This is a genomic window from Azospirillum sp. TSH20 (assembly GCF_003115935.1).
Taxonomy (GTDB): domain Bacteria; phylum Pseudomonadota; class Alphaproteobacteria; order Azospirillales; family Azospirillaceae; genus Azospirillum.
Genome location: NZ_LGQU01000086.1, coordinates 1 through 25,478 on the forward strand (window position 1 = coordinate 1; position 25,478 = coordinate 25,478).

Sequence of the window (25,478 nt, forward strand, 5' to 3'; positions counted from 1 at the left end):
CCAGCGCTGCGGGTATGGCCGGGTTCGCTGCGGCAGGCGCACCGTCTCCTGCGGCCAGTGCTGCGGGCATGGCCGGGTTCGCTGCGGCTGGCGCACCATCTCCTGCGGCCAGCGCCGCGGGCATGGCCGGGTTCGCTGCGGCGGGTTCTCCGTCGCCTGCGGCCAGCGCTGCGGGTACGGCCGGGTTCGCTGCGGCTGGCGCTCCGTCGCCTGCGGCCAGCGCTGCGGGTACGGCCGGGTTCGCTGCGGCGGGCGCTCCGTCGCCTGCGGCCAGCGCCGCTGGCACGGCCGGGTTCGCTGCGGCTGGTGCACCGTCTCCTGCGGCCAGTGCTGCTGGCATGGCCGGGTTCGCTGCGGCTGGCGCACCGTCGCCTGCGGCCAGCGCCGCGGGAATGGCCGGGTTCGCCGCGGCTGGCGCACCGTCTCCTGCGGCCAGCGCTGCGGGTATGGCCGGGTTCGCTGCGGCGGGCGCTCTGTCTCCTGCGGCCAGCGCTGCGGGCATGGCCGGGTTTGCCGCGGCGGGTGCTCCGTCGCCTGCGGCCAGCGCTGCTGGCATGGCCGGGTTCGCTGCGGCGGGTGCACTGTCTCCTGCGGCCAGCGCTGCTGGCATGGCCGGGTTTGCCGCGGCGGGCGCTCCGTCCCCTGCGGCCAGTGCTGCGGGCACGGCCAATCCGGCGGCGACCGACGACGACACGCCGGTCAAGTCGTGATGTCGAGGGGGTCGGCGTCCTCGCGGCGTCCGGCCCCCGCGTCACGCTAGTTCCGCTGAGTGGTTCCGCCGAGTTGGCTCTTGCCGATCGCGGTGGGACGATGAATGCTGACGTCCCTTTCCGAACCGGCCGCAGCCGAGGGCCCAGACCGCACCCATGCCAGTCAACGCTTCGTTCGATCAAAGCCGCCCGGCATCGCCGCCTCCGGCCGCACTGCAGCCCGGTGTCTCTCCCGCTCCGAATGGAGCGGCGCCGTTCGGTATCCGGCTGGGCGATACCGTCCACAATGCGGCCAAGCGCTTCTTCCTGGGCACCCATCGCACGGCGACGCCTGAAGAGACGCTGGTGCGTATCTCCCCCCATTTCGCGCGCTGCGGGATCACCCGGCTGGCCGACGTCACCGGGCTCGACCGGTTGGGCATCCACACGGTGCTGGGTCACCGGCCCAACAGCCCCACCTTGTCGGGCAGTGCCGGCAAGGGCTTCAGCCTTGCCGCCGCCACCGTGTCGGCTGCGATGGAGGCGATCGAGTTCTACCACGCCGAGACGTTGCAGCTTCCTTATCTGGAGGTCAGCTGGAACCAGCTGCCCGCCGACGGGCGCATTCCGCTCGACCGGATCCCCGGCACCAAGGGCGGAGCTTTTCGTCCCGACAATCCGGAATTCTGGACCTGGGGCTGGGATCTGATGAACGGACGCCCGGTCGCCGCGCCGTGGACCTCCGTCGGCCTCTACAGCAATCCGGTCGCCCGGCCCGGCCTGCGCAGCTTCTATGCGATGGGGACCAACGGACTGGCCAGCGGCAACCACATCCTTGAGGCGATCGCCGCCGGCCTCTACGAGGTGATCGAGCGCGACTCGGTGGCGTGCTGGCGCTATGCCAGCGACGCGCTGCGCATTCCGATGCCGCGGGTGGACCTGTCGACCATCGACGCGCCCTCCGTCCTCGATCTGCTGCGCCGTTTCGATGAAGCCGGCATCTGTCCGTTGCTGTTCGACGTCACCACCGACATGGGGGTGCCGAGCTATATGGCGATGGTCTATGACCGGGATGTCCGCAAGACGGGCATGCATCGCGGCTACGGCAGCCATCTGGAGCCGGCGGTCGCCATGTGCCGTGCCCTGACCGAAGCGGTGCAGTCGCGCCTCGTGCTGATCGCGGGATCGCGGGACGACTTCTTCCGCCGCGACCTGATCCGCAACCAGAACGCCGACGGCACGGCGGAAATCGCGGCGCTGGAAAGCACGCCGTGCAACGTGGACGGCCGGCGTCACGCGAATCTTTCGGCGCCGACCTTCGAGGGCGATATTGCGCTGCTGCTGGAGGTTCTGCGCCGGTCCGGCATCGAACAGGCCCTGGTCTTCGACCTGACCCAGCCGGAGATCGGCATTCCGGTCGTGCGGGTGGTGGTGCCCGGTCTGGAAGGTTATCTTTTCGATTTCTACACCCCGGGCGCACGCCCCCTGGCCTTTGCCAAGGCACTGCAGGCGCAGGCCGGTCTGCTGGGAGCGGTCGCATGAACAGGAAGGGGCGCATGAAGATCTGCGTGTTCCTCGGCCCGACGATGCCGTTGGACGACGCCCGGGCGCTGCTGCCCGACGCGATCTATCTGCCGCCGGCGGCGCAGGCGGACGTCCTCAGCGCGATGACCATTCATCGCCCGGACGTGATCGCCCTGATCGACGGCGTGTTCGGCCAGTCGCTATCGGTCTGGCACAAGGAGATCCTGTTCGCCCTGCATCAGGGGGTCGCCGTCTATGGCGCCTCCAGCATGGGGGCATTGCGGGCTGCGGAGTGCCATCCCTTCGGCATGGTGCCGGTGGGCGAGGTGGCGCGGCAGTTCATCGACGGCCGCCTGACCGGCGACGACGAGGTCGCGCTTGCCCATGCCGGACCGGAGGACGGCTATTTCCCATTGTCGGAGCCACTGGTGAATCTGCGCGCCAGCATGGCGGCCGCGCGGGCGGCAGGGGTGGTCGATGCCGATCTGCACGATCGGGTGATTGCTGCGGCGAAGCGGCTCTACTTCACCGACCGCAAGCGCGACCGCATCTGGGCGGATGCCGGGCTGACCGACGCGGAGGCGGAGCGGATCGAAGCCTTCCTGGCGGTCGGTGCGGTCGACCAGAAGCGCCGCGACGCCGAGGCGCTGCTGAGCCATCTCGCCAGCCTGATCATGCCGCCGCGTCCGGCCCCCTTCACCTTTAACGCCTCGCACGCATTCAACGTTCTGTACGAGCGTGACCGGCGCGTCGCCCATGGCGGGTACAGCGTGCCGCTGTCGGAAATTGCCAGCCATGCGGCGCTGCACCGTCCGGATTTCGCCCAGATCAACAAGGCGGCGCTCGGCCGGCTGTTGATCATTCAACTGGCGGAGGTGGTCGGCGTGACCGTCGATCAGGCGGCGGTCGATGCCGAGGTCTGGCGTTTTTGCAACGCAAGGAAGCTCGGCAGCCCGGAGGCGCTGGCCGATTGGTGTCGCCGCAACGACCTGACCGACGCCGAATTCGCCGAACTGATCCATGAACTGGCGGTCGAGCGGGCGATGATCCGCTGGCTGATCCCCCGCCGCATGCTGGCGCGCACGACCAAGCCGGTGCTGAACGAACTGCGCCTGCGCGGGCTGTACGAGGCGACGGCGGAGGAGGCGGCGCTGATCGAACAGGTGATGGCGCTCCATTTCGGCGACAACAGCCAGCAGCCGACCGACTCGATCGATGAGCTGATCGCCGACCATCTCGCCCATACCAACTGCCGCATGGATGCGCCGGCCGACGTCTGGGCCAACGAGAACGGCTTCAAGGACGTGCTCGACCTGCGCATCGACCTGATGCGGGCCAAGCAGGTGCGCGATCTGTTCCGCCGGTTGGCCGCCGAGGCGGAGGCGGCGCTTGGCAAGGCCGCGGAGGCCCTTCCCGAAGAGGAGATGCAGGCGTGACCGAGGTGACGATTCGCATTCCGACCCCGCTGCGTGGCTTCGTCGGCGGGAAGGATCAGGTGGCGGTTCCGGGGGCCACTGTGCGCGAGGCGCTGGCGGCGCTGACCGCCGGGCAGGAGGCGTTCCGTGACCGGCTGTTCACCGCGGAGGGCGAATTGCGCCGCTTCGTGAACGTCTATCTCGGTCGCGACGACGTGCGGCGTCTGGGTGGCTTGGAGGCGGCAGTGCCGGCCGGCGCCACCCTGACGCTGATGGTCGCCTTGGCGGGTGGTTGAGGAGCAGTCATGAGCTTGAAGGACCGGCGCCTGTCTGACCTGCGCGCCCGTATTCCGGAGGTCGCCGCCGCCGAGGCACAGTCCCTCCAGGCCGAAGGCGCCCTGCTCGTCGACGTCCGCGAGGACGAGGAGACGGCGACCGGCACGCCGGCCGGGGCGTTGCGCCTGCCGCGCGGTTTCCTGGAATTGCGCATCGAAGACGCGGCGCCCGATCCGGCGCGCCCGATCCTGCTGATGTGCGCCGGCGGCACCCGGTCGCTGTTCGCGGCCGAGGATCTGCTGCGGCTGGGCTATGGGGATGTGCGTTCGGTCGCCGGCGGTTTCTCCGCCTGGAAGGCCGCGGGCCTGCCGGTGGAGGTGCCGCCGCGGCTCGACGCCGCCCAGCGCGAGCGCTACCGCCGTCACCTGACCATGCCCGAGGTTGGCGAGGCCGGACAGCACAAGCTGCTGCGCAGCCGCGTCGCCCTGATCGGCGCCGGCGGCCTGGGGTCGCCGATCGCGCTGTATCTGGCTGCCGCCGGCGTCGGCCGGCTGACCTTGATCGACGACGACCGGGTGGAGCGCAGCAACCTGCAACGGCAGATTCTGCATGCCGAAAGCCGGCTGGGGCAGCGCAAGGTGGAGAGCGGACGCACCGCGCTGCTCGACCTGAACCCGACCATCGAGGTGGTGGCCCACGAAGCCCGGCTGGAAGCCGCCAACGTGCTGGATTTGCTCGCCGGCCATGACGTCGTGGTCGACGGATCCGACAATCTGCCGACGCGCTATCTCGTCAACGATGCCTGCCTGCGGCTTGGCGTGCCGAATGTCTACGGCGCCATCTTCCGGTTCGAAGGCCAGGTCTCCGTGTTCGGCCGCGCCGCGCCGGGCGTGCGCCCGTGCTACCGGTGCCTGTTCCCGGAACCGCCGCCGGCCGAATACGCGCCGTCCTGCGCCGAGGCCGGCGTGCTGGGCGTGCTGCCCGGCGTGATCGGCACCATCATGGCGGCCGAGACGATCAAGCTTCTGCTGGGGCTGGGAGAGCCGATGGCCGGCCGCCTCCTGCTCTATGATGGCCTGCGGGGCGAGTTCAGCGAGATCGCGGTTCCGGTCGACCCGCACTGCCCGTCCTGCGCGACCGGCGCATCATCCGAACTGACCGACATCACCGCCGTGTGCGGGGCATGAACGGAATGGACCGGGATGCCCCGTCAGGCGGCGCTTTTCTGCTCGATGACGCTGTGGACCAGCTTTTTCAGCGCGACGAAATCGACGGGCTTGGTCACCAGATCCGCGGCACCAATGTCGAGCGCCCGGCGGCGGTTCTCGTTGTCGCCATAGGCGGTGACCATGATGACCGGCACGTCCGGCGAGTCGACCCGCAGGCGCTCCAGCAGGTCCAGCCCGCTCATGCCCGGCATGTTGATGTCGCTAAGAACGAGCACCGCCTCCGGTTGCAGTCCGGAGTTCAGACTCTGCAACGCTTCCTCGGCCGAAGCGGCGAAATGAAAGACCAATTCACCCCGGCGGAGCTCGGCACGAAAGCGCTGGCGGAACAGATCCTCGATGTCGGGTTCGTCGTCGACGACAAGAATTCCCAGGGTCATGTCTTTCGGCGCTCCCCTAACGACACCGCGGTCGCTGCACGTGGCAGCGTGATTGTGAATTCGGCGTGGTCGTTCTCGACGCTGGACACGTCGAATCGCCCCCTGTGCTGATGTACCACGATGTCATAGCTCAGCGAAAGGCCTAACCCGGTCCCCTCCCCGGTCGGCTTGGTGGTGAAAAAGGGTGTGAACAGCTTGTCGAGGACGGCCGGCGACATGCCGATGCCATTGTCCCGGATTCGGATCGACACGTCGGCGGCGCTTGCAGAGGTTGTAACGTCGACCCTTGGCGCGAAATTCGGGTCGCCGCAGATCAGTTGGCGTTTCCGGATGGCGTAGAAGCTGTTGGTGAACAGGTTGACCAGGACACGCGACACGTCCTGCGGCACCAGCTTCACCTCGCCGACCACAAGGTCGAAGTGCTTTTCCAATATGGCGTTGAAGGCACGATCCTGGGCGCGGAAGGCATGGTAGGACAGGGTCAACGCCTCGTCGACCAGCGCATTCAGATCCGTCGCCTGCCACTCGCCACCGCCGCCACGCGAATGGGCCAGCATGCTTTTGACGATGCCGTCGGCGCGCCGGCCATGGTCGGCGATCTTGCGCAAATTGCCTTGCAGGCTGCCGGCCAGGTCGTTGACATCGATACGTGTGGCATCATCCAGATGGCCGTTCAGCGGCTCCAGCAGCTCCAGCAACTCGTCCAGCAATTCTCCCGAAAGCTCAGCGAAATTGTTGACGAAGTTCAGTGGGTTCTTCAATTCATGGGCAATTCCGGCGGTCAGTTGGCCCAGTGCGGCCATCTTTTCCTGCACGATCAACTGCCGCTGGGTTTCACGCAGTTCCTTCAGGATCGCTTCGGCACGCTCCTTGGCTTGCCGAAGTTCATCTTCGATGCGTTTGCGGTCGGTAATGTCATGGTGGGTGATGACATAGCCGCCATCGGCACGTGGCGCGGTGCGAATATCGAGGGTGCGGCCGTTCGGGACGCGGCGCTCGGAGTTGAAGACCCCCTTGACCAGATAACGGGAGCACAATTCCGCGACGGTCTCTTCACAGGGAACGTCGCCATAATCGCCGCGTGCGTGGTTGTAGGTCAAAATCAAGGCAACGGCCGTTCCGGGGGGGAACATGCCGATGGGATAATCCCACAGCCGATAGAATTCGCTGTTGGCGCCTTCGACATTCAGGTCGCGATCCAACATCAGGACGCCGTTCGGCATCGCGTCGATCGCCGCCTGCAACAACTGCTCCTGGTGCGGCAGCTCGGCATTGGCGGCCAGCGGGCGCATCAGGGTCAGCATCTCCATCACCGCCGGCCGGCCGCCCCAGTCCACCGACTCCATGAGCTGGTCGAACCATTGGACGCTGCCGTCCGCGCGGTGACGCTTGATCCGGCGCACCTGCGACCGGATCAATCCCTTCAGGCAGCGCGTGTAGACATCCTGTTCCGTGTGCCGGTCGTCTTCGGGGACCAGCGTCATGGCGCCGGGCAGTGCCTGGATGCTTTCGGCCGACTCATATCCGAGCAGGCGGGCGAGGGTAGCGCTGCAATGCAGAATGGTGTCGTTGCAGTGCACGAGCAGACCGGGCATCGCGGCGACGAGCTGGTCGTGATAGACGCGCCCAAGGTCCAGGGCTTCCTGCACGGATCGGGGCGGCAAAACCTTACGGTTGGTGAAATCGTCCATGTCCGTGTCCGTTTCCCGTCGCCTGTTTCCCGTCGCCCGTATCGGTCTTGCGAGGTGGTCATCCAAGCCGTGTCAGGGGGCATCCAGCGGCAGGCGCAGGATCACGGTCGTTCCACGGCCGACCACGCTGTCGATGTCGATCTCGCCGCCCAGCTTGCCGGTAACGAGGTTGAACGCCGCATAAAGCCCCAGCCCCATGCTGCCCGATCCGCGCCGGGTGGTGGCGAAGGGCTGGAACAGCCGCGGCTGGATGTCGACCGGGATGCCGCGGCCGTTGTCGGAGACGCCAAGTTCGATCCGATCGTTGTCGAGCAGCCGGACCGAAACCGTGACCCGGCCCCGGCGGTTCCGGCTGCCATCCGGCCCCTCTTCCAGGCCATCGGTTCCGCCGGCGGCCATCGCACCGACGCCTTCCACGACGGCCGCCGCGGCCGGTTCCGTCTCGAAGGCGTGGGCGAAGGCATTGGTCAGCAGGGCCAGAAGCACCTCGGTCAGCGCGCCGGGGTAGGTGTCGAGGGCAATGCCGTCGGGACAGTCCAGCACAAGCTGGTGCCTGGACGCGGCCGGCTGCACCTGCACCGCCAGCACAATGTCGGCCAGATAGTCGCGCAGGTCGAAGCGGCTGCGCGGGGAGTTGGCCTTGCCCTCCGTCACCAGCTTCAGGCTCTGGATCAGGGCGGCGGCGCGTTCGATGTTCGCGACCAGAAGCGTCGAAACCTCGCTGGCCGTGCCGATATACTCCTGGAAATCGCTTTTGCGCAGTTGGCCGCCGTTGAAGGTCAGGATGATCGCTTCCGACGCGGTCTGCAGATGGGTCGCTGCGGTCAGCGCGATGCCGACGGGCGTGTTGATCTCGTGCGCGACCGCGGCGATCAGCTGTCCGATCACCGCCATCTTCTCCGCCCGGATCAGGTCGGACTGCATGCGTTCCAGATCGGCCAGCGCCTGTTCGGCCGAATCCTTGGCACGGCGCAACGCTTCCGCCTGCACCTTGCGTTCGGTGATGTCATAGAGCCAGACGATGAAGACCGGCTTGCTTTCATAGTTGGTGCGGTCGACGGACATCGCCATCCACACCGTGCGCCCGTCCTCGCGGACGTAATGGATCTCTTCCGAAGCCGACAGGGCCTCGGTTTCCGATGGCCGCCCCGTCAGCCGGTCCTGGACATGGCGGAACAGGGTGGGGGCGCAGTGAAGCTGCAGCGTCTCCGCCGGCACGCCGAACAGGTCGGTGCAGCGCTGGTTGCAGTAAAGCAGCTCGCCGCTTTCCGTGATGATCGCCACGCCGATCGGGCTGCCGTCCAGGACCCGGCGCAGGCGGGCGGCCTGGGCGCGCGACGCCGCCTCCGCCGTCCGGGTTTCCTGCAGCGCGTCGCGCAGCCGGCGCACGGAACGGCAGGCCTCCAGCGTCTTGTGGATGGTGGCTTCCAGATCGGCGAAGTCGATGGGTTTGATGATGAAGTCGAAGGCGCCGCGGTTCATCGCCGCGCGGACATTGCCGAGATCGCCGTAGGCCGACACCATCACCGCCCGGATGTCGGCATTCACCTGCGGCAGATGGTCCAGCAAGGTCAGCCCATCCATGCCCGGCATGTTGATGTCGCTCAGAACCATGTCGATGTCGGGACGGGAGCGCAGGGTCTCCAGCGCCTCCTTGCCGTCATGGGCGAACAGGAATTCCAGTTCGCCGGCACGTACGGCGCGGCGGAAACGCTGCATGATCAGCGTCTGGACGTCCCGCTCGTCGTCGACAACCAGTATCTTGCCCATCCCGCCTTCCTACCGCCAACCCGCCCGACAGGCGGGCCGCTCCGCCGGACCCGCATGGCGCCCGGTTCCGCGCAGCCTACCATAAGCGCGCATCGTCCGAACGGGAAGGGCTGTGGCGTATGGCACCCCATCGGTTGTATGCCGCTCGGGGCGAGAGCTTGGGCCGGACCGCAAGCGGAAATCCTTTTTCAATGTGGGGTTTTGATGTGGGGCGCGGATATCCTGCAGGATAACACGGGATTGCGGCCCCGCCAGACCATTGTAGCGGATCGGTGCCCGATCACTCCCGCCGCTCTCCAAGCTCCGGGACATCGGCCGCGCTCCCGGCGAGCGGCAGGGTGAACCAGAATGCGGCGCCCTTGCCCGACTCGGGGTCCGGCCCGGCCGGCGCGTCCGCCACCCCGATCCGGCCGCCGAGATGCTCGACGATTCGCTTGGCGATGGCCAGCCCCAGGCCGGTGCCGGCCGGCTTGCCGGTCAGCGTGTCGCCGGACTGGCGGAAGCGGTCGAACACCAGTTCGCGGTCCTTCGCCGGAACGCCGGGTCCGCTGTCGCTCACGGTCACCCGCAGGAAGCCAGTTTCCAACCGGGTCTCCAGCCGGGTCCGGCCGCCGGGCGGCGTGAATTTGGCGGCGTTGGACAGCAGGTTGACGACGACCTGGATCACCCGGTCGACATCGCCGCGCACCGGCGGCAGGCGGTCCGGAATGCCGACCGACAGGGTGATGCCGCGCTCCAGGAACAGCGCCTCCGTCGCGGCGACCGCCTCGGTCAGCGCCTGTCCGGCGTCGATGGTCTCGATGCGCCAGTCCAGCGCCCCGGCCTCGATCTTCGCCATGTCCAGCACCTGGTTGATCAGGCGGGTCAGCCGCTCGCTCTCCTTGATGATGACGGCCAGGAACTCCTGCCGCTGGTCGGACTCGAGGTCGGGGTCGTCGTGCAGGATCTCGCTCAGCGCCCGGATCGAGGTCAGCGGCGTGCGCAGTTCGTGGGTGACGGTGGACAGGAAATCGTCCTTCAGCCGGTCCAACTCGGTCAGCCGTTCATTGGCTGCGCGCAGGGCGTCGGTGGCGCGCTCCAGTTCCGCGGTCTTGCGTTCCAGCTCGCGGCTGTGGGCGATGACGTCGCTGGTCTCGTCCAGCATGCGCAGAAGCTCCGCCGCCTCCACCGCCCCGGCGGAGACGGAGGAGGCGAGGGCGACGCGGGCGGACGCCCCGCCGATCGCGCCGGCCAGCAGCCGCTCGGCCAGCCGCAGCCGTTCCGGCCCGGCCGGCTCGTCCGGATCGGCGCCGGCAAAGGCGCGCTCGGCGCGCTGGGGCCCGAGGAAACGGGCGACCACGCGGGTGAGGTCGCCGACGCTGGCGGCGCTGCGCCAGTCCGGTGGTGCTTCCCGCAGCGGCACGGCACCGTTCGGGGCCAACTGGAAGACATCGACGAAGGCGGCGGCCTGCGCCCGCTCCGCAGCGCCGGGCCGGTCGAACAGCGACAGGCCGACATAAGCACCGATGTTGGCGAGCGCGGTCCAGAACAGGGAATGCGCCAGCGAATCCCAACCCTCCAGCCCGAACAGCGCATAGGGCCGCAGGGCGGCGATGCCCCATGGCCCGTCGGCGATGAAGCTGGCCGGCAGCCAGCCCGACCGCGCAAAGCTGGGCAGCAGCAGGGTGTAGGCCCAGACCAGCGTCCCGGCCGTTACCCCGCCGATGGCGCCGCGCCGGGTCGCTCCGCGCCAGTAAAGGCCGCCGATCAGGGCCGGGGCGAACTGCGCCACCGCGGTGAAGGAGATCAGCCCGATCGACACCAGCGCGTAGGCCGATCCCGCCAGCCGGAAATAGGCGTAGCCGAACAGCAGGATCGCGACGATGGCGATGCGCCGGACCGACAGCAGCAGCGGCGCCAGATCGGCGGAGCGCGCCAGCGCCCGCGACCGGGTGCGCAGCAGGATCGGCATCACCAGATCGTTGCACAGCATGGTGGACAGCGCCACCGACTCCACGACGATCATCCCGGCCGCCGCCGACAACCCGCCCAGGAAGGCCAGCAGCGCCAGCCAGTCCGCTCCGCCGCTCAGCGGCAGGGCGACCATGAACAGGTCCGGATCGAGCCGTCCACCGAAGGTCAGCAGCCCCGACAGGGCAACCGGCAGCACGAACAGGTTGATGAGCAGGAGATAGAGCGGGAACAGCCAGACCGCCCGGTCCAGATGGCGCTCGTCAACCGATTCGATCACCATCACCTGGAACTGGCGCGGCAGGCACAGCATCGCCGCGGCCGACAGGATGGTGGTGGTGACCCAGGCGCCCCACGGCCCGTTTCCCACTGGCCCGTTTCCCGCCGGCGTATGGCCGAGTGCCGGATCGCTGCCCATCAGGCGGGCGAGGTCGGGACGGGCGGCGGCGGCATCGAACAGGCTCCCCAGACCGTCTTGCAGACCCCAGACGACGAACAGCCCGACCGCCAGGAAAGCCACCAGCTTGACCAGGGATTCCAGAGCGATGGCGGCGACCATGCCGGGATGGTGCTCCGCCGCGTCGATCTGGCGGGCGCCGAAGACGATGGCGAACAGCGCCATCACCGCCGCGATCAGGAAGCCATGGTCGAGAAACGGACCCTCCGCCGGACCCAGCCCGCCGCCGCCGGTCAGCGCGTCGAAGCTGACGGCCACCGCCTTCAATTGCAGGGCGATGTAGGGGGTCACGCCCACGGTCGCGGTCAATGCCACCAGCCCGCCCAGCAGCGGGCTGTGGCCATAGCGGCTGGCGAGGAAATCGGCGATGGAGGTGATGCGCTGCGTCTTGGCGATCCGCAGGATCTTGCGCAGAACCAGCGGTGCCAGCAGCATCAGCAGGGTGGGGCCCAGATAGACCGGCAGGAAACCGATGCCCAGCGTCGCCGCCCGCCCGACCGATCCGTAGAAGGTCCAGGTCGTGCAGTAGACGCCCAGCGACAGCGCGAAGACGGTGGGCGAGGCAATGACGCTTCGCCCCGCCGCCTCCCGCCGGTCGGCCCAATGGGCGATGGCGAACAGGGCGGAAAGGTAGGCGAGGGCGGCGATCAGGACGGCGGTCCAATCCAGTCCGACCTCCATGCCGCGCCCCTATCGTTTCCGGCCGGCCAGCGCGGCCAGCGCGATCACCGCCACCCACAGGCCGAACACCCAGACATAGAGCGCCGGTACCCCCAGGACTCTCCCCTCCACCCCGAACAGGCCGAGCAGCGGCGGGTTGAACAGCGCCGCCGCCAGCAGGAACAAGCCGATCATCCGGTCGCGGTGGCGGCCGGAGACCGTGTCGTGGCCAGATTCCCGGCCCGGGTCCCGGCCCGCTTCACCGTCAGGCGCGCTCAAAAGGCGCGTTCCCGGGCAGCGAGTTCGACCAGGATGTTGGCGCCGCGGATGGCGTCGTCCAGCGTCCGCACGTCGCGCTCGCGCAGCATCTCGACCATCCGCAGGAAGATCGCGGCGGTGACCAGACTGTCGCCCAGCGCGGTGTGACGGTCGACCACCGCGATGCCCAGCCGTTCGGCGATGCCGTCCAGCGTGTGGTCGCCGTCATTGCCCAGCAGCATGCGGGACAGCAGCATGGTGTCCAGCACCGGGCAGTCGAAGGACACCCCCGCCGCCCGTTCCTTCATCTTCAGGAATTTCAGGTCGAAGGCGGCGTTGTGCGCCACCATCACCGCGCCGGAGACGAAGCTGCGGAACTGCGGCAGCACGGCGTCGATGGTCGGCTTGCCCGTCACCATGCCGTCGGTGATGCCGTGGAAGGGGATCGATTCCGGCGGGATCGGCCGCCGGGGATCGACCAGCGTGTTGAATGTCTCGCCCGTCAGAATGCGCCCGCCGACGACGCGGACCGCGGCGATCTGGATGATCTCGTCGCCGGTGCTGGGCGAGAGGCCAGTGGTCTCGGTATCGAACACCACGTAATGCAGCCGGTCCAGCGGCGTGCGGCCAAGCTCGCTGGTCGCCAGAGGCTGGTGCAGCAGCCCGAAATCGAAGAACTCCGGGCGGGCGCCGGCCCGTGCGCGCGGCTGGGCGGTGCGTGGCGACTGTGCCGGCGGCAGCGGCACGCGCAGCCGGGCGCGGCCGGCACTGCCGGGCAGGTCGTTCGGCAGCGGCTCGCTCCAGGCGGTGCTGCGGTGGTGCTGCAGCACGTCGCCGGCGCTGAGGCCGCCGAGGCCGCCGGGCAGCGTCTGGTCCAGCCAGCCGTCCAGCGTGGCGCTGGGCACCGCCGGCCCTTCCCACACGAGGTCGAGATAGACCCAGCGGTCACCATCCTGCGGCCCGGCGGCTTCCAGGTCGAAGGCGTTGGCGCCGGTCAGCGCCTGGACCCGCCCGATCAGATAGGCGAACAGCAGGACGAGGCTGTGGCTGTCGCCATGCACCCATTGCGGCAGGCCGGTCAGCGTGACCGTGGTGGCGGTCTCCGCCCCAACCCGGTGGGCCACGAGGTTGATCAGGTTGTTGGAGTGGATGTCGCTCATCGGCCAGCTGCCGGTGACGACGTTGCGGTAGGCGGTCGTCACCCGCTCCAACCTTTGCGACAGGCTGTCGCAGGATTCCAGCATCGCGCTTTCGAATGCGGCGCGGTCTCCGGGGCTGAGGTCGGGGGCGTCGTACAGAGTCTCCACCGCCGCCCGCAGGTTGGCGATGGGGGCGCGGAATCCCTCTGTCGCCTCGCGCAGCAGGGCGTCGCGCTGGCCAAGCGCGGCCAGCTCGCTGGTGGCGTCGGACAGGGTCAGCACATAGCCGGTGATGGTCGGCGGCTCGTCGGACCCCGGGTCGGGATCCTGCAGGATGGCGCTCATCCGGCCTTCCAGCAGGATGCGGCCGTCGGTGGTGGCGCCGACGAACTGGGCGGTGGTGCCGTGCTCGTGGTTGAGGTGCCGGCCTTCGCGAACGCGCAGGGTCAGCCGTTCCAGCGTGTGGGTCACCGGCTCCGCCACCACGAAATGCAGAAGCGAGCGGCCCAGCCCGAGGTCACCGGCAAGGTGGAGGATGTCGAGAGCGGTCTGGTTGTAGAGCAGGATCTGGTGCTTGGTGTTGCAGACCAGAACGCCTTCGTGCAGGTCGCGCAGGACGGCGGCGAGTTGGGTCTTCTGCTCCTCCGCCTTGGCGGTGTGGTCGGCGACGGTGCGGGCGATGTCGCGGCGGACCTGGGCCAGCTTGTCCGACAGCTCGTTCACCGCGCGGGCGATGGGCAGCAGGTCGCCATAGCGGGTGAGCGGCACCCGGCCGCCGACGGCCCCCTCCGCATTGCCATGGGCGATCAGCCCGGCCTCGCGGCTCAGGGTCTCGGCGGCGCGCAGCAGAAAGCGGTCGACCGCCAGCCAGAGCCCCCACACCGCCGTGGCGCAGGCCGCCGTCATCACCACGGCATAGGTCAGCAGCGGATCCGATGCGTCCGACCCGCGCACCGCCGCCGCCAGCCCGACCGCCAGCGCCACCAGACCGAGGCCGGCGGCGCGGAAGGCCAGCGGGATCATGCGGCGGGGCAGGGGATTGGCTGAGGGCGCGGGGGCGGTCATGGCGACGGCTCCCCGCCACCGGTCGCGGCGGTCAGGCCCAGATGGCGGCGGACGGTGGTCAGCAGGTCGCGGGTGGAGAAGGGCTTGGTGATGTAGTCGGTGGCGCCCAGTGCCATGCCTTTCTGCCGTTCGACGTCGCGGCTGCGCGCGGTCAGCATGATGATGGGCAGCGATTTCCAGGCCGGATTGGTCCGCAGGGTCTGGCAGACGTCGAAGCCGTCGCGCTTCGGCATCATCGCGTCGAGCAGGATCAGGTCGGGGGTGAAATTCTCCACCGAGCGCAGCGCCTCGTCCCCGTCGCGGGCGATGCGCACGTCGAACCCGGCGCGCTGCATGAGGACCTGGAGCGACAGGACGATGCTGGGCTCGTCGTCGACAACCAGGATGGTCGGCTTCATGGCGGGGCGTCCTCCGGTACGCCGGTCTTTTGCCGGCTTCCCAATTTGTGGCCGGGGCAATGCATTCGTGCCCTGGAATGTCCATGGTACGAGCAAAGAGAAGCACGGATCAAGCGGCACTCCCGGCTCCCCCGACCAAAGAACGGGGGTACTAAGCCCAAGAAAAAGCCCGGCCGCGACCAAATGTCGCCGCCGGGCTTTCGTTTGGATGACACAGTGTCGCAGGGGCAAGAACCGGCAGCGAATCGCCTCCGGCCCGGACCGGGATCAGCGCGTGGTCACGACGACCGGGTTGAGCCCCATCTTCGATTTCAACTGCTCCGCCTCGCGCTTGGCCGCGGCCGGATCGGGGAAGCCGCCGACGCGCACGGCGCGCCAGGACCGATTGGAACTGTCGGTCCAGTCCACCGTATAGGCCTGGAAGCCGCCGCCCTGCAGCCGCTGGGCCAGCGAATCGGCGTTGGCCGTCACCGAAAAGGTGCCGACCTGCACGGTATAGCGCCCGGCCGGCGGCGCGGCGGAGGGGGCTGCCGAGGGAGCTGCCGACGGGGCTGGGGCCTTGGCGCTCGGCTTCGACTCGCCATTGCCGGCCGATGCCGCAGGCGGACGCTTCGCGGCATCCTTGGGCGGCGCCAGCATCGCCTGCAGGGAGCCGGAATCGTTCGGCGCGGCGGCGGGCTGTTCCGGCTTGGCCGCGTCGGGCTTCGTCGGCTCCGGCTTTTGTGCGGCCGGCGCGGCAGGAGCGGTCTCGGTCGGGGCGGCGGCCCGCGGTTTCGGCGAGGTGGCAGGGGCGGTGGCAGGGGCGGTGGCTGGCACCGCCGGCGGCTCCGGCACCTTCAGGACCGGCGGCGGGCTGGCGGGCAGGGCGGCGACCGGAGGCGGCGGCGCGGCGGATGGCGCGGCCTGGACCGGTGCCGACTGAACCGGTGCCGTTTGGACGGGAGCCGGCAGGCTTTCGGTCGTCGGGGCCGTGGCGGTCGGTGCGGCGGTCGGTGCGGGGGCCGGGGAGGAGGGCGCGCGGGTGATGGCCGGCGCCGGCACCATCGGCGCCGAACTGTTGGTGGCCGTCGTCACCGGTGCCGGATCGCCCGAGCCGAAATAGACCACGCCGACGGCGATGCCGCCGGCCGCCAGCAGGGCGAGCGCGATCTTGCCCAGCGGCAGGCTGCGCCCCGCCGGTTCCTCCTCCTCATACTCCACGTCCTCGTCCTGCGGGTCGGCCCGCAGATCCTCGTTCAAGGCGCGAAGCAGCTTGGCGATGTCCTCGTTCTCCGGCGGCGGAGTCTCGGAAGGTTTGCCGTTGGCCTTCATCTCGTCCTTGGAAGTCGGTGTCGTCAGGGTGGGAGCCCGCCGGGGCGGTGGCTGGAGCGTCACGGTTGACCCGCGCTTGCCCGTCATGCGGGCCGGCTGAATGCAAAAAGGGGCCTTCCGATCGCCGGGGCCGCGGTGACACGGCCCGGCTGCGGAAAGCCCCTTCTCTTTATCGTATTTTGCCGCTCCATCAAACCGCCATGCGGTCGCGCCCGGCGGGTGGGCGGCACGAAAGAAGGGACGTCAGCCCTGGTGCGGCTTGGCCGGATCGGCGGGCTGAGTCTGGACCGGCTGCGTGGGGGCCGGCTGGGGTGCGACAGGCTGGGCGGCCGCGGACTGGGTCGGCTGGGCGGGGGCCGGGTTGATCGCGGCGGGAGGGGCCTGGGCGGTGGTCGCCGCGGGCGGATTGGCCTCGTCCTCGTCCTTCAGGCCGGCCTTGAAGGCCTTCACGCCCTTGGCGATGTCGCCCATCACGTTGGGCAGCTTGCCGGCGCCGAACAGGAGAAGCACGATGACCAGAACGATCAACCAGTGCCAGATGCTGAAACTGCCCATCGATCAATACCTCTGAAATTCGGTCGGAGCGGACGTCGTCGCGGTCGCCACCAATGTGAGTGCCCCTTCCGCGCCGCACAAGAGGCGGCTGTCGGGAGCGCCGTGATAAAGGACGCCCCTCAGGCCGCCGGGCCGCTTTCCGCCGGCTCCTCCGGCAGTTGGTGGCGCATGATCAGCGGCGCCTGGAAGGCGCTGAACAGCAAGGTCAGCGGCATGATGCCGAACACCTTGAAGTTGACCCACATGTCGGTGGCGAAGTTCCGCCACACCACCTCGTTCAGCACGGCCAGCAGCAGGAAGAACCAGGCCCAGCGGATGCCCAGCGTGCGCCAGCCGTCCTCCGACAGGTTCAGCACCGTGCCCAGCAGGCGCTTCATCACGTTGCGCCGCATCGCATGGGCGACGAACAGGACGATGGCGAACAGCAGATTGACCAGGGTCGGCTTGATCTTGATGAACAGATCGTCCTGCAGCCATAGCGTCAGGCCGCCGAACAGCAGCACGAATCCGGCGCCGACCACCGGCATGATCGGGATTCGGCGTTCGAGTCGCCAGGACATCGCCACCGCGATGGTGATGGCGACCATGAAGACAGCGGTGCCGGTCATGATGCCGGCCTGCGAATTGGCAACGAAGAAGGCGGCGAGCGGGCCGGCCTCGATCGCCAGGCGTGCGAACTGGTTCATGCCCCCTGACATAGCCCGAACCGGCCGCCCATGAAAGGGGCGAATGTTGGCGTGCGGGACATTCGGGTGCGCTACCACGCTCGCTGACTAAGGTGTGTGCGGCGGTGACATCGCGCGGCCTGGGCCGCCAGATCGCAAGCGGGGCTTTTCTCGCGTCGCGTGTTTCGCTACCTCTTTCGTCATCCGCCGATCGGCGGGCCTCCAACGAAGGGCAGAGGGACGATGGAAGCAGCCGAAGTGAAGGACCTGATCGACGAAGCGCATGAGCGGGAGGAGGCCAAGCGCCGTGCCGCCGGACGGCACCATTCGGAAGACAGGGAAGAGGGCGGGCATGGGGTGAAGACCTCCACCGCCATCTACATTTCGGTCCTGGCGGCGGTGCTCGCCATCGTCAGCGTCGCCGGATCCAATGCGGGCAAGGAGTTGATGGCCAGCGCCATCGAGGCCTCGGACAGCTTCGCCTATTATCAGGCCAAGACCCAGCGCCAGATCAGCCTGCGGCTTGCCGCCGACGAGATCGAGCTGCTGTCCGCCGGCATGCCCGCGGACGCGCAGGCCAAGGCGCTGCAGCGTTCCGCCGAATACCGCCAGTCGGCCGAACGGATGGAGGTCGACGAGGGCAAGAACAGCCGCAAGGACCTGCTGGGCAAGGCGAAGGCGGCGGAGCTGCGGCGCGACCATGCCGCGGCCCAGGACCCCTATTTCGACTTCGCCGAGGGCATGCTGCAGCTCGCCATCGTGCTGGCGTCGGTCTTCGCCATCACCAACAAGGGCTTCATCCTGTGGACCAGCCGCGCGCTGGCGGCGGCCGGGGTGCTGATGGCGGCGGACGGCTTCACCCTGATCCTGCCGCTGCCCTTCCTCTGACGGCTCAGAACTGGACCGACAGACGCAGGGAACCGTAGTTGGTCAGCGATTTCTGGCCGTGGAACTCCGGCGTCTGCAGGGTCTGGGCATAGGTCAGGCCATAGCGGCCGTAACGCAGGGTCAGGCCGGCCTGCATGCTGCCGACGAAGGGGTGCTTGGCGACCGACCGGCTTTCGCGGAACGTGTTGCCGTCCAGGAAGATGTTGCGCACCACCGCCCGCCCTTCGGCGCTGGCGTAGACGTACCAGGAAAAGCGCCCCGGCCGCTCCGAATAGGGATTGTCCTGGTAGGGGATGCTGGAGGTTGGGCGATTCACCAGCGCGCCCACCGGCGGCGGCATGTTGCCGCCCAGCCGGACGGTGGCCCCGGCCGCGGCGAAGGTCAGGACATTGCCCAGGCTGCCGGCGACATGGGGGCTGAAGTCCCACTCCACCGGGCCGAGGCTGTTCGGCTTCTCGTCGCGCCAGACATGCTCGTAGCTCAGCACCACGCCCGGCTCGTCACGCAGCTGATAATTCCAGCCCTCCGGATAGGTGGCGCCGTCGACGATTTTGTGGACCGTCTTCTGCGTCTGCTCCGCCAGCGAGGCCGGGCCGACCATGCCGAGGTCTAGGTCGAAGCGGTCCACCGCCGTCGGCGCTTCGTTCAGCACCGACAGCCGGCCATAGAGCCAGCCGGCATAGGGCCGGTCCCGCGGGTCCGGGTTGCGGGCGGTCAGATTGCTGGGCGTGTACATGTTCTGACCGAAGGCGAAGCCATAGCGGCGCACCCCGCCCGGCTCGATCCAGGGCACCAGATTGGCCAGCCAGTCGATGTTGCCGTAGGTCGGCCGCGCGCCCGAGAAGTAATAGAACTGGAATCCGTTCGTGTAATAGCGGTCGGTCCCGCCGCCGAACAGGTCGTTGTCGATCCAGAAGCCGATGGCCGGGCCGGAGGTCGCCGGCTCATCGCCGGGGGGAGGGGTGGTTTCCTGCGCGTTCGCCGCCGATATGGCCGCCGATGCTGTCAGCAGCAGGGTCGCAAATGCCGCGGCCAAAGTGGGGCCGCTGTTCGTCACCATTCCGGCACGCTCCATCCGTTTCGCACTGTAACGGACGGAGGGGGAGTGTGTTGCGCTGCGGTGCGGCTTCTTTGGGGGTAGGGTGTCGGCTTCGATTGCCCCCACCCTAACCCTCCCCCGCTGGGCGGGGGAGGGGATAAGTACTTGTTCAAAAAGGCAGCGGCAGTCCCTCCCCCGCCCAGCGGGGGAGGCTAGGTGGGGGCATCCGAAGCCGACACCCCAACAATTCAAACCCTTGCCCGCAGCCCCTCCACCGCTTCCTCCAGCGTCATTTCGATGCGCTTGATCCCGTGCAGAGCCAGGAAGCGCGCCTCGTTCTTCGACAACTCGCCGGGGATCACCGCCCAATGGCTGTCGGAGGAGCGCTTGGCGATCTGGCGGGCGAAGGTGCGCTGGATCTCGTGGTCGAAGCGGCAGCCGAGGAACAGGAAGTGCCGGCCGGCGCGGCGATCCTTCACGATGGCGGGGATCGGGGTCTGGATGTCGATCTCCGTCAGGATCTCGACATAGTCGCTGTCGGAGATCAGGTAGTTGCCGGCCGGCGTCGCCGCGCCCGACGGCTTGTACAGCACGGTGTCCCAGCCGGCCGCCGCCTCTGCCGTCGACTCAGTGCCGTCGGGGGCGTAGTAGCGCACCCATTCGCCGGTCGATTGCGGATGCGACACCCCCTGAATCTGCCCCCAGGTCCGGTCGCCCGCCGCACTCAGCAGGCTGTCCAGTACATTGTCGTACCAGACGTCGACCAGCAACGGCGGGGCCGGAATGGCAGCCAGCAGGGCATGGACCGGGGGCACCGGTACGGTCTGGCGAAAGATCTCGTTGAGGATGGTCTCCAGCGTCTTGCGGTGCTTGCGCGTTTCGATGAACTGGGCGACCGCGGTCAGGTTGGAGCGGATGCGGCCGGGGGCGGCGACCTTGGCGTTCAGGCGCTGCACCAGCTCCGCCGAATTGCGCGGGATCGGGCACTGGTCGGGCGGAAGCAGGGCGAAGGCGCCGGGGCCGAGATAGGGCACCACCTGCCGTGCCGCCAGCGCCGCGGCGATGTCGGCCAGCGCCGCCGCGGCGTCCGGAACCGTGACGGAGTCGGAATCGGTTGCAAGGGTGGTGACGGTCATGGTGGCCTCTTCCCTTTCGGTATTCACAGATAGATCGCCGCACCGGCACCGGTGTTGATGCTGGCGTCCTTCAGCGTTTCCACGATGAAGGCGACCTGATCGCGGGTGATCTTGCGGTGCAGCGGCAGAGCGAGCACGCGGTCGGCCGTCTTGGTGCAGACCGGGCAGGCGCCGCGGCCGGCGCGGTTTTCGCCCAGCGCTTCGATGTAGTATTGCTGGGTGTGCAGCGGCTGGCCGAAGTCGCTGGCGTCGATGTCGTGGGTGTCCAAATCCTCGATGATCGAGCGGCGTCCCGAGGCGGTGAAGCGGGTGCCGAGATGGACGCAATAGACCATCGGGTTGACCACCTCCGCCCCCGGCCCGCGATAGGGCGGCTTGATCCCCTCGAAGCTCGCCATCGCCGCGTCGTAATAGGCGACGACCAGATTGCGGCGGGTCAGGATCTCCGGCAGGCGTTTCAACTGGACCAGGGCCAGCGCGGCGTTCAGGTCGCTCATCCCCGCCTGCCAGGGCAGGGTGCGGGTGATGACAACGGTGTTGCGGTGCTCCGTCTCGCGCCGGCGCATGTAGCGCAGGCGGTGGGCGAGGTCGCGGTCGTCGGTGACGATCATGCCACCTTCGCCGGCCAGCAGGATGCCCGGTTCTGAAAAGTCGAAGACCGCGGCGTCGCCGAAGGTGCCGACCATCCGGCCCTTGTAGGTGGAGCCGATGGCTTCGGTCGAATCCTCCAGCAGGATCAGGTGTTTGGCATCGGCCAGCGCGCGCAGCTCGTCCCAATGGGCCGGGTGGCCGTTGACGTTGCCGGCCAGGATCGCCCTGGTCTTCGGCGTGACCAGAGCCGCCGCCTTATCCGGGTTGATGGTGTGCTGCCAGTAATCGATGTCGACCAGCACCGGCGTGGCGCCGGACAGCGCCACCGCATGCTGCACCTGATGCCAGCCGAACGGACTGCACAGCACCTCGTCTCCTTCGCCGATGCCGTATCCCTTCAGCATCAGCAGCGTGGCCATTGTGCCGCTGGACACCGCCACGGCATGGTCGCGGCCGACATAGGCGGCGAAGGCATCCTCGAACGCCCGCACCATCCGCCCGTCGCTCAAGGTCCCGGAGGACAGCAGGCGGCCGAGCATCTCGACCTCCGCATCGGAGATGTCCGGGTCGGTCAGGGGGATGTAGTCGTCAACCTCGTCGTCATCGGCGGGGGCTGGGGCGGGGGAGGTCTGGTGCAGAACCGCGGCGGCATCGCTCATTCACTCGTCCTCGTCCCGTTGGGCGATCACGACACCGGTGGCAAGCTCCGGCTTGTCGGTGATGAGCCAGCAGTGGTTGTTGCCGTCCACCAGATGCAGGTCGAAGCCCGCCTCTTCCCGGAACGGATCCTCGGCCATCACCGCCGCCATGGCGCCGGTGACGGTCTTCAGGTCCGGGTTGGCCTCGCGCACGCCGCGGACCACGGCGTCGAGCTTGTCGCCCCCGGCGAACAGCCGGCCGGCCAGCGTGGCGATGCTGTCGATGCGCTCGGGAGACAGGGCCATGGGCGTCACTCCGTTCCGCGTTTCTTGGCTTCGACGGTGATCGGCAGGCGGGTGTCGTCCGGCATCTCCGGCAGGTCGAGCGTCCAGCCGTTGGCGACCTTGATCCATCCGCCCCACAGGCCCGGCTTCTCCATCTCGACGATGGGTTCCTCCAGGTCCTTCTTGGCGACGTAGATCGTGTATTGCTCGGACGCCTTGCGGATCATCACCTTCATCGCGGACACTCCATCCTGTTGTTCTGATTGTCTTTTGCCTCAGGCGGCGATCAGCCGGGCGTGCAGCGCCGGCAGTTCCGACAGGACGGCGTCCACCTCCGCCGCGGTGGTGTAGCGGCTGAGCGAGAAGCGCAGGCTGGCGGCGGCCTCGGCGTCGTTCAGCCCCATGGCGGTCAGCACATGGCTCGGCTCGTTGCTGCCGAAGGAGCAGGCCGCCCCCATCGACACGGCGATGCCGGCGCGGTCGAGCCGCATCAGCAACTCTTCCCCATCCATCGGATGGCCATGGCCGTCGGCGAAGCGGATGTTGCTGGTGTTGGGCAGCCGGGCGACGCTGGCGCCGTTCACCACCGCACCCGGCCAGCGGGCGAGGATGCCCTGTTCCAGACGGTCGCGCAGGAAGGCGATCAGGTCTGCCTCGTCCAGCCAGAGAGATGCCAGCGAGGCGGCGGCGCCGAAGCCGACGATGCCCGGCACATTCTCCGTCCCGCCGCGGCGGCGGCGTTCCTGATGGCCGTGGATCAGCGCGTGGAAGGGGGCGCCCTTGCGGACATAGAGCGCACCGACGCCCTTCGGCCCGTGCATCTTGTGGGCGGACAGCGTCAGGTAATCGGCGATGCCGCAGTCGACCTGCACCCGACCGGCCGCCTGCACCGCGTCGCTGTGGAACAGCGCGCCATGGGCGTGGGCGATCGCGGAGGCGCCCTCCACCGGCATCAGCACGCCGGTCTCGTTGTTGGCCCACATCATGGAGACCAGCGCCGTCGCCTCCGTCACCACGGCGGCGAGATCGACCAGCGAGGGCAGGCCGTCGCGGTTCACCGGCAGGATGGTGACGCGCCAGCCGCGTTGGCGCAGGTCGTCGAACAGGGCCAGCGTCGCCGGGTGCTCCACCGCGGTGGTGACGATGTGGTCGCGGCGATGGTCGGTCTCCTCGATGACGCGGAGCGCGCCCAGGATGGCGGCGTGCGTCGCCTCGGTGGCGCTGCCGGTCATAACGAGGTCGGCCGGCCTGGCGCCGATCAGGGCGGCGACCTGTGCCTTGGCCTCGCTGACCGCGCGGCGGGCGGCCATGCCGGCGGAATGCGGGCTGGACGGGTTGGCGAACTCGCCGAACAGGTGCGGCAGCATTGCTTCGCGCACTTCCGCAGCCAGGGCGGTGGTGGAGTTGTTGTCGAGGTAGATCGTCATCACATCACCCCCCATCACATCACACCCGGAACACCGCGCCGCGACCCGTCGGCCGGGACGATCTCCTCCTCCAGGCAGCCGACGACGGTGCCGCCGGGGAACTCCACCAGATAGACCGGCAGGCTGCCTTCCTCGGTGCGACCGACGCGGACGATCACGCCCGGCGTGCCCTTCGGCGCCAGCAGCGCGCCGTCCGGCACCTGCGGATGGCTGCCGTCGTTGAACAGGTCCTCCTGCACCGTGACCCGCAGGCCCCAGTCGTACAGCGGTTCGCGCGGCGGGATGAAACCGGGCTTGGCAGCGGCTTCGACGTCGGACATCGCGAGGCTCCTTATCAGCTGGGGACCGGGGTCTTGGACGGGGTCATTGGGGGTCGTTGCAGTGGGCGTCGATCACCTCCAGCTCGCGCGCGCGCATGCCGACGACGACCCGTTTTTCATAAAAATCAACGGCATAGATGTAATACATCTGCAGATAGGTCCCGGTGGAGATGACGTAGCCGACATCGCCCTCGCGGATCAGGAAGTCGCCGACCGGACGGCCGGGATAGGTGCCGTCATTGCGCACGTCGCGCAGCGCCTTGACCTTGAAGCCCTGTTCCAGCACCGGCGGACCGACCAGCTCGTTGGCATCCTCGGCGTTGCGGGCGCGTTCGCGGCGGCCAGGGGCGGTGGTTTGGGCGGCTGTCTCTGTCATCGGGCTGCGCTCCGTGGGTTGAGGGGCCGCTACAGGGGCGGAAGATCGTTGGCGATTGCGAGGCCGGCGGCGCGCTGGCGGGCGATGGCGCGCACCTCCTCCTCCGGGTCGTCGAGCAGGGGGCCGAGCTGTCCGGCGTCGATCCGCCCGGCGACGGCAAGGCGGACCATCCAGTCGGCATCCTGCAGCAGGACGTGCAGCTTCGACGTCGGCAGCCGTTGCGCCACCACCAGCCGCACCCGCGGGCTGTCGTCCCAGGCGAGGCTAGGCAGCCAGTCCATGGCAAGGCGGCGGGCGACCTCCACCCGCACCTCCGGATCCTCGTCATGCATCATCGCCGGCAGCATGCCGTCGGAGATCCGCCGCACCACGCGCAGCCGCACCGAACAGTCAGGGTCGCGCATCAGCGGGGCAAGGTCGGCATCCTCCAACCGGCTGGCGACGGCGATCCGCACTTCGCGGTCCGGGTCGTCGCGCAGCTTCAGCAACAGCCGGCGCGGCAGCCGGCGGGCCAGGACGGAGCGCACCGTCTCGTCCGGGTCGTCCATCAGCCGGAGAAGTAGGAAGATCGGAGCGAAGCGCGCGGCATTCGCCCGCACTTCGAAATAGGGATGGTCGAGATGGCCGGCGGCGAGGTCCGGGTTCCATTCGAAGAAGCGCTGGATACGCTTGGCATAGCGGTCCTGCACGCAGGCCTTCCGTGGCAGACAGCGGCCGGGCATTTTTCCGCCGGCCGGCAGGGCGGCGGTCTCCGGATCAAGCCGGCGGTCGCGGTGGGCGCAGGCGGCGCAGTCCACCGGTTCGCCGCGCCAGTCCAGCGATTCGAGGATGTCGTCGCTCATGCGTCGGCCTCCTCAAGCTCATGTCGGTCGGCGACGGCGATCAGGCGGGCGGCGCCGAAGCGGTCGTCGGGGTCGAGGTCGCGGACCTTGATCAGGGCCTCCCGCCCGGCGTCGAGCCGGCCGGTGCGCAGAAGCAGGTAACCGATGGCGATAAGGGCGAACAGGAACAGGCGGGGCGCCGGCTCCAGCCCGCGGAAGTCGGCGGTCGCGGGGGTGATGGTGCGCCAATCCGTATGATTGACGCCGAGGGCGGCCATGGCGTGGCCGATCATGCGCTCGCCATAGACCAGCGCTTGGTCGAGGTTCGCCTTGTAGAAGTGGAACTTGTAATGGCCGAGATCGACGAGGCGATGGCCGGGAGCAATCTCCGCCGCGCGGACGAGATGGGCGAGCGCCGCCGCGCTGTCGGCATAGCTGGCGGCGGCCAGATGCAGGCAGCGTTCCGCCTCGGGCGGAAGGTCCCCGCCATAGTAGCGGCGGGCGAGCCAGTCCTCATCCACCCCCTCC

General features: G+C 68.7%; 26 protein-coding genes. 5 read left to right on the forward strand and 21 right to left on the reverse strand.

Annotated elements, in window-relative coordinates:
- The coding region (locus TSH20_RS35470; protein WP_211100361.1) for a hypothetical protein at window positions 1-312 on the reverse strand (312 nt) is incomplete at its 3' end.
- Window positions 313-866: 554 nt separating this feature from the next.
- Between TSH20_RS35470 and TSH20_RS22795 the strand changes: the two genes are divergently transcribed.
- From TSH20_RS22795 to moeB, 4 genes are read left to right on the forward strand one after another with little or no spacing between them, the layout of a single operon-like run.
- The gene (locus tag TSH20_RS22795; protein ID WP_109156517.1) at window positions 867-2,231 is read left to right on the forward strand and encodes a YcaO-like family protein; all 1,365 of its coding nucleotides are present in this window, start codon (window positions 867-869) and stop codon (window positions 2,229-2,231) included.
- 14 nt (window positions 2,232-2,245) lie between these two features.
- Window positions 2,246-3,649, forward strand: coding sequence for a TfuA-like protein (locus TSH20_RS22800; RefSeq protein WP_109156516.1), 1,404 nt, complete (start codon window positions 2,246-2,248; stop codon window positions 3,647-3,649).
- Window positions 3,646-3,924, forward strand: coding sequence for a MoaD/ThiS family protein (locus TSH20_RS22805; protein WP_247870982.1), 279 nt, complete (start codon window positions 3,646-3,648; stop codon window positions 3,922-3,924). Before TSH20_RS22800 ends, TSH20_RS22805 begins: the two co-directional genes overlap by 4 nt.
- A 9-nt stretch (window positions 3,925-3,933) precedes the next feature.
- Window positions 3,934-5,091, forward strand: coding sequence for a molybdopterin-synthase adenylyltransferase MoeB (gene moeB, locus TSH20_RS22810; RefSeq protein ID WP_109492986.1), 1,158 nt, complete (start codon window positions 3,934-3,936; stop codon window positions 5,089-5,091).
- 23 nt (window positions 5,092-5,114) lie between these two features.
- On the opposite strand, the gene TSH20_RS22815 is transcribed toward moeB, so the two are convergent.
- From TSH20_RS22815 to TSH20_RS22860, 10 genes are all read right to left on the reverse strand, one after another.
- The gene (locus tag TSH20_RS22815) at window positions 5,115-5,510 is read right to left on the reverse strand and encodes a response regulator (protein WP_109156515.1); all 396 of its coding nucleotides are present in this window, start codon (window positions 5,508-5,510) and stop codon (window positions 5,115-5,117) included.
- Window positions 5,507-7,201 (reverse strand): PAS-domain containing protein, encoded by a 1,695-nt coding sequence (locus TSH20_RS22820; RefSeq protein ID WP_109156514.1) that lies wholly within the window; start codon window positions 7,199-7,201, stop codon window positions 5,507-5,509. Before TSH20_RS22820 ends, TSH20_RS22815 begins: the two co-directional genes overlap by 4 nt.
- A 72-nt stretch (window positions 7,202-7,273) precedes the next feature.
- Window positions 7,274-8,971: a response regulator gene (locus tag TSH20_RS22825; protein WP_109156513.1), complete on the reverse strand. Its 1,698-nt coding sequence runs from the start codon at window positions 8,969-8,971 to the stop codon at window positions 7,274-7,276.
- Between the two features lie 280 nt (window positions 8,972-9,251).
- Entirely contained in the window at window positions 9,252-12,059 is a 2,808-nt protein-coding gene (locus TSH20_RS22830) for a sensor histidine kinase (protein ID WP_109156512.1), read from the reverse strand.
- A gap of 9 nt (window positions 12,060-12,068) precedes the next feature.
- Window positions 12,069-12,317, reverse strand: coding sequence for a hypothetical protein (locus TSH20_RS22835; protein ID WP_109156511.1), 249 nt, complete (start codon window positions 12,315-12,317; stop codon window positions 12,069-12,071).
- Window positions 12,314-14,500 (reverse strand): exonuclease domain-containing protein, encoded by a 2,187-nt coding sequence (locus TSH20_RS22840; protein ID WP_109156510.1) that lies wholly within the window; start codon window positions 14,498-14,500, stop codon window positions 12,314-12,316. Before TSH20_RS22840 ends, TSH20_RS22835 begins: the two co-directional genes overlap by 4 nt.
- A complete protein-coding gene (locus tag TSH20_RS22845) occupies window positions 14,497-14,898 on the reverse strand; it encodes a response regulator (protein ID WP_109154510.1) in 402 nt (133 codons plus the stop codon). The genes TSH20_RS22840 and TSH20_RS22845 overlap by 4 nt, the downstream gene beginning before the upstream one ends.
- A gap of 267 nt (window positions 14,899-15,165) precedes the next feature.
- Window positions 15,166-16,272 carry an SPOR domain-containing protein gene (locus TSH20_RS22850; protein ID WP_247871395.1) on the reverse strand — a complete coding sequence of 369 codons (1,107 nt, stop codon included), beginning with the start codon at window positions 16,270-16,272 and terminating at the stop codon, window positions 15,166-15,168.
- A gap of 180 nt (window positions 16,273-16,452) precedes the next feature.
- Window positions 16,453-16,764 (reverse strand): twin-arginine translocase TatA/TatE family subunit, encoded by a 312-nt coding sequence (locus tag TSH20_RS22855; protein WP_109156508.1) that lies wholly within the window; start codon window positions 16,762-16,764, stop codon window positions 16,453-16,455.
- A gap of 119 nt (window positions 16,765-16,883) precedes the next feature.
- Window positions 16,884-17,450, reverse strand: a complete 567-nt coding sequence (locus TSH20_RS22860; RefSeq protein WP_109156507.1) for a septation protein A — start codon at window positions 17,448-17,450, stop codon at window positions 16,884-16,886.
- Between the two features lie 222 nt (window positions 17,451-17,672).
- On the opposite strand from TSH20_RS22860, the gene TSH20_RS22865 reads away from it, so the two are divergent.
- Window positions 17,673-18,317, forward strand: a complete 645-nt coding sequence (locus TSH20_RS22865; protein ID WP_109156506.1) for a DUF4337 domain-containing protein — start codon at window positions 17,673-17,675, stop codon at window positions 18,315-18,317.
- A 4-nt stretch (window positions 18,318-18,321) separates the two neighbouring features.
- Here TSH20_RS22865 and TSH20_RS22870 read toward each other — a convergent pair whose 3' ends face one another.
- The 10 genes from TSH20_RS22870 to TSH20_RS22920 all read right to left on the reverse strand — a co-directional run bounded on the left by TSH20_RS22870 (window position 18,322) and on the right by TSH20_RS22920 (window position 25,471).
- Window positions 18,322-19,377: a lipid A deacylase LpxR family protein gene (locus TSH20_RS22870; RefSeq protein ID WP_109156505.1), complete on the reverse strand. Its 1,056-nt coding sequence runs from the start codon at window positions 19,375-19,377 to the stop codon at window positions 18,322-18,324.
- 227 nt (window positions 19,378-19,604) lie between these two features.
- The gene (locus tag TSH20_RS22880; protein WP_109156504.1) at window positions 19,605-20,492 is read right to left on the reverse strand and encodes an SIR2 family protein; all 888 of its coding nucleotides are present in this window, start codon (window positions 20,490-20,492) and stop codon (window positions 19,605-19,607) included.
- A gap of 23 nt (window positions 20,493-20,515) precedes the next feature.
- Window positions 20,516-21,742, reverse strand: a complete 1,227-nt coding sequence (locus TSH20_RS22885) for a DegT/DnrJ/EryC1/StrS family aminotransferase (protein ID WP_109156503.1) — start codon at window positions 21,740-21,742, stop codon at window positions 20,516-20,518.
- Window positions 21,743-22,027 carry a hypothetical protein gene (locus TSH20_RS22890; protein ID WP_109156502.1) on the reverse strand — a complete coding sequence of 95 codons (285 nt, stop codon included), beginning with the start codon at window positions 22,025-22,027 and terminating at the stop codon, window positions 21,743-21,745.
- Between the two features lie 5 nt (window positions 22,028-22,032).
- Window positions 22,033-22,242: a putative nitrogen fixation protein NifT gene (gene nifT / locus TSH20_RS22895; protein WP_109156501.1), complete on the reverse strand. Its 210-nt coding sequence runs from the start codon at window positions 22,240-22,242 to the stop codon at window positions 22,033-22,035.
- A 39-nt stretch (window positions 22,243-22,281) separates the two neighbouring features.
- A complete protein-coding gene (locus tag TSH20_RS22900) occupies window positions 22,282-23,433 on the reverse strand; it encodes an aminotransferase class V-fold PLP-dependent enzyme (RefSeq protein WP_247871394.1) in 1,152 nt (383 codons plus the stop codon).
- A 14-nt stretch (window positions 23,434-23,447) separates the two neighbouring features.
- Window positions 23,448-23,753, reverse strand: coding sequence for a nitrogen fixation protein NifZ (locus TSH20_RS22905; protein WP_063635114.1), 306 nt, complete (start codon window positions 23,751-23,753; stop codon window positions 23,448-23,450).
- A gap of 43 nt (window positions 23,754-23,796) precedes the next feature.
- Entirely contained in the window at window positions 23,797-24,129 is a 333-nt protein-coding gene (locus TSH20_RS22910; RefSeq protein WP_109156499.1) for a nitrogen fixation protein NifZ, read from the reverse strand.
- Window positions 24,130-24,158: 29 nt separating this feature from the next.
- Window positions 24,159-24,971 carry a 4Fe4S-binding leucine-rich repeat protein gene (locus tag TSH20_RS22915; protein ID WP_109156498.1) on the reverse strand — a complete coding sequence of 271 codons (813 nt, stop codon included), beginning with the start codon at window positions 24,969-24,971 and terminating at the stop codon, window positions 24,159-24,161.
- A complete protein-coding gene (locus tag TSH20_RS22920) occupies window positions 24,968-25,471 on the reverse strand; it encodes a hypothetical protein (protein WP_247871393.1) in 504 nt (167 codons plus the stop codon). The genes TSH20_RS22915 and TSH20_RS22920 overlap by 4 nt, the downstream gene beginning before the upstream one ends.
- Window positions 25,472-25,478: the final 7 nt, after the last annotated feature.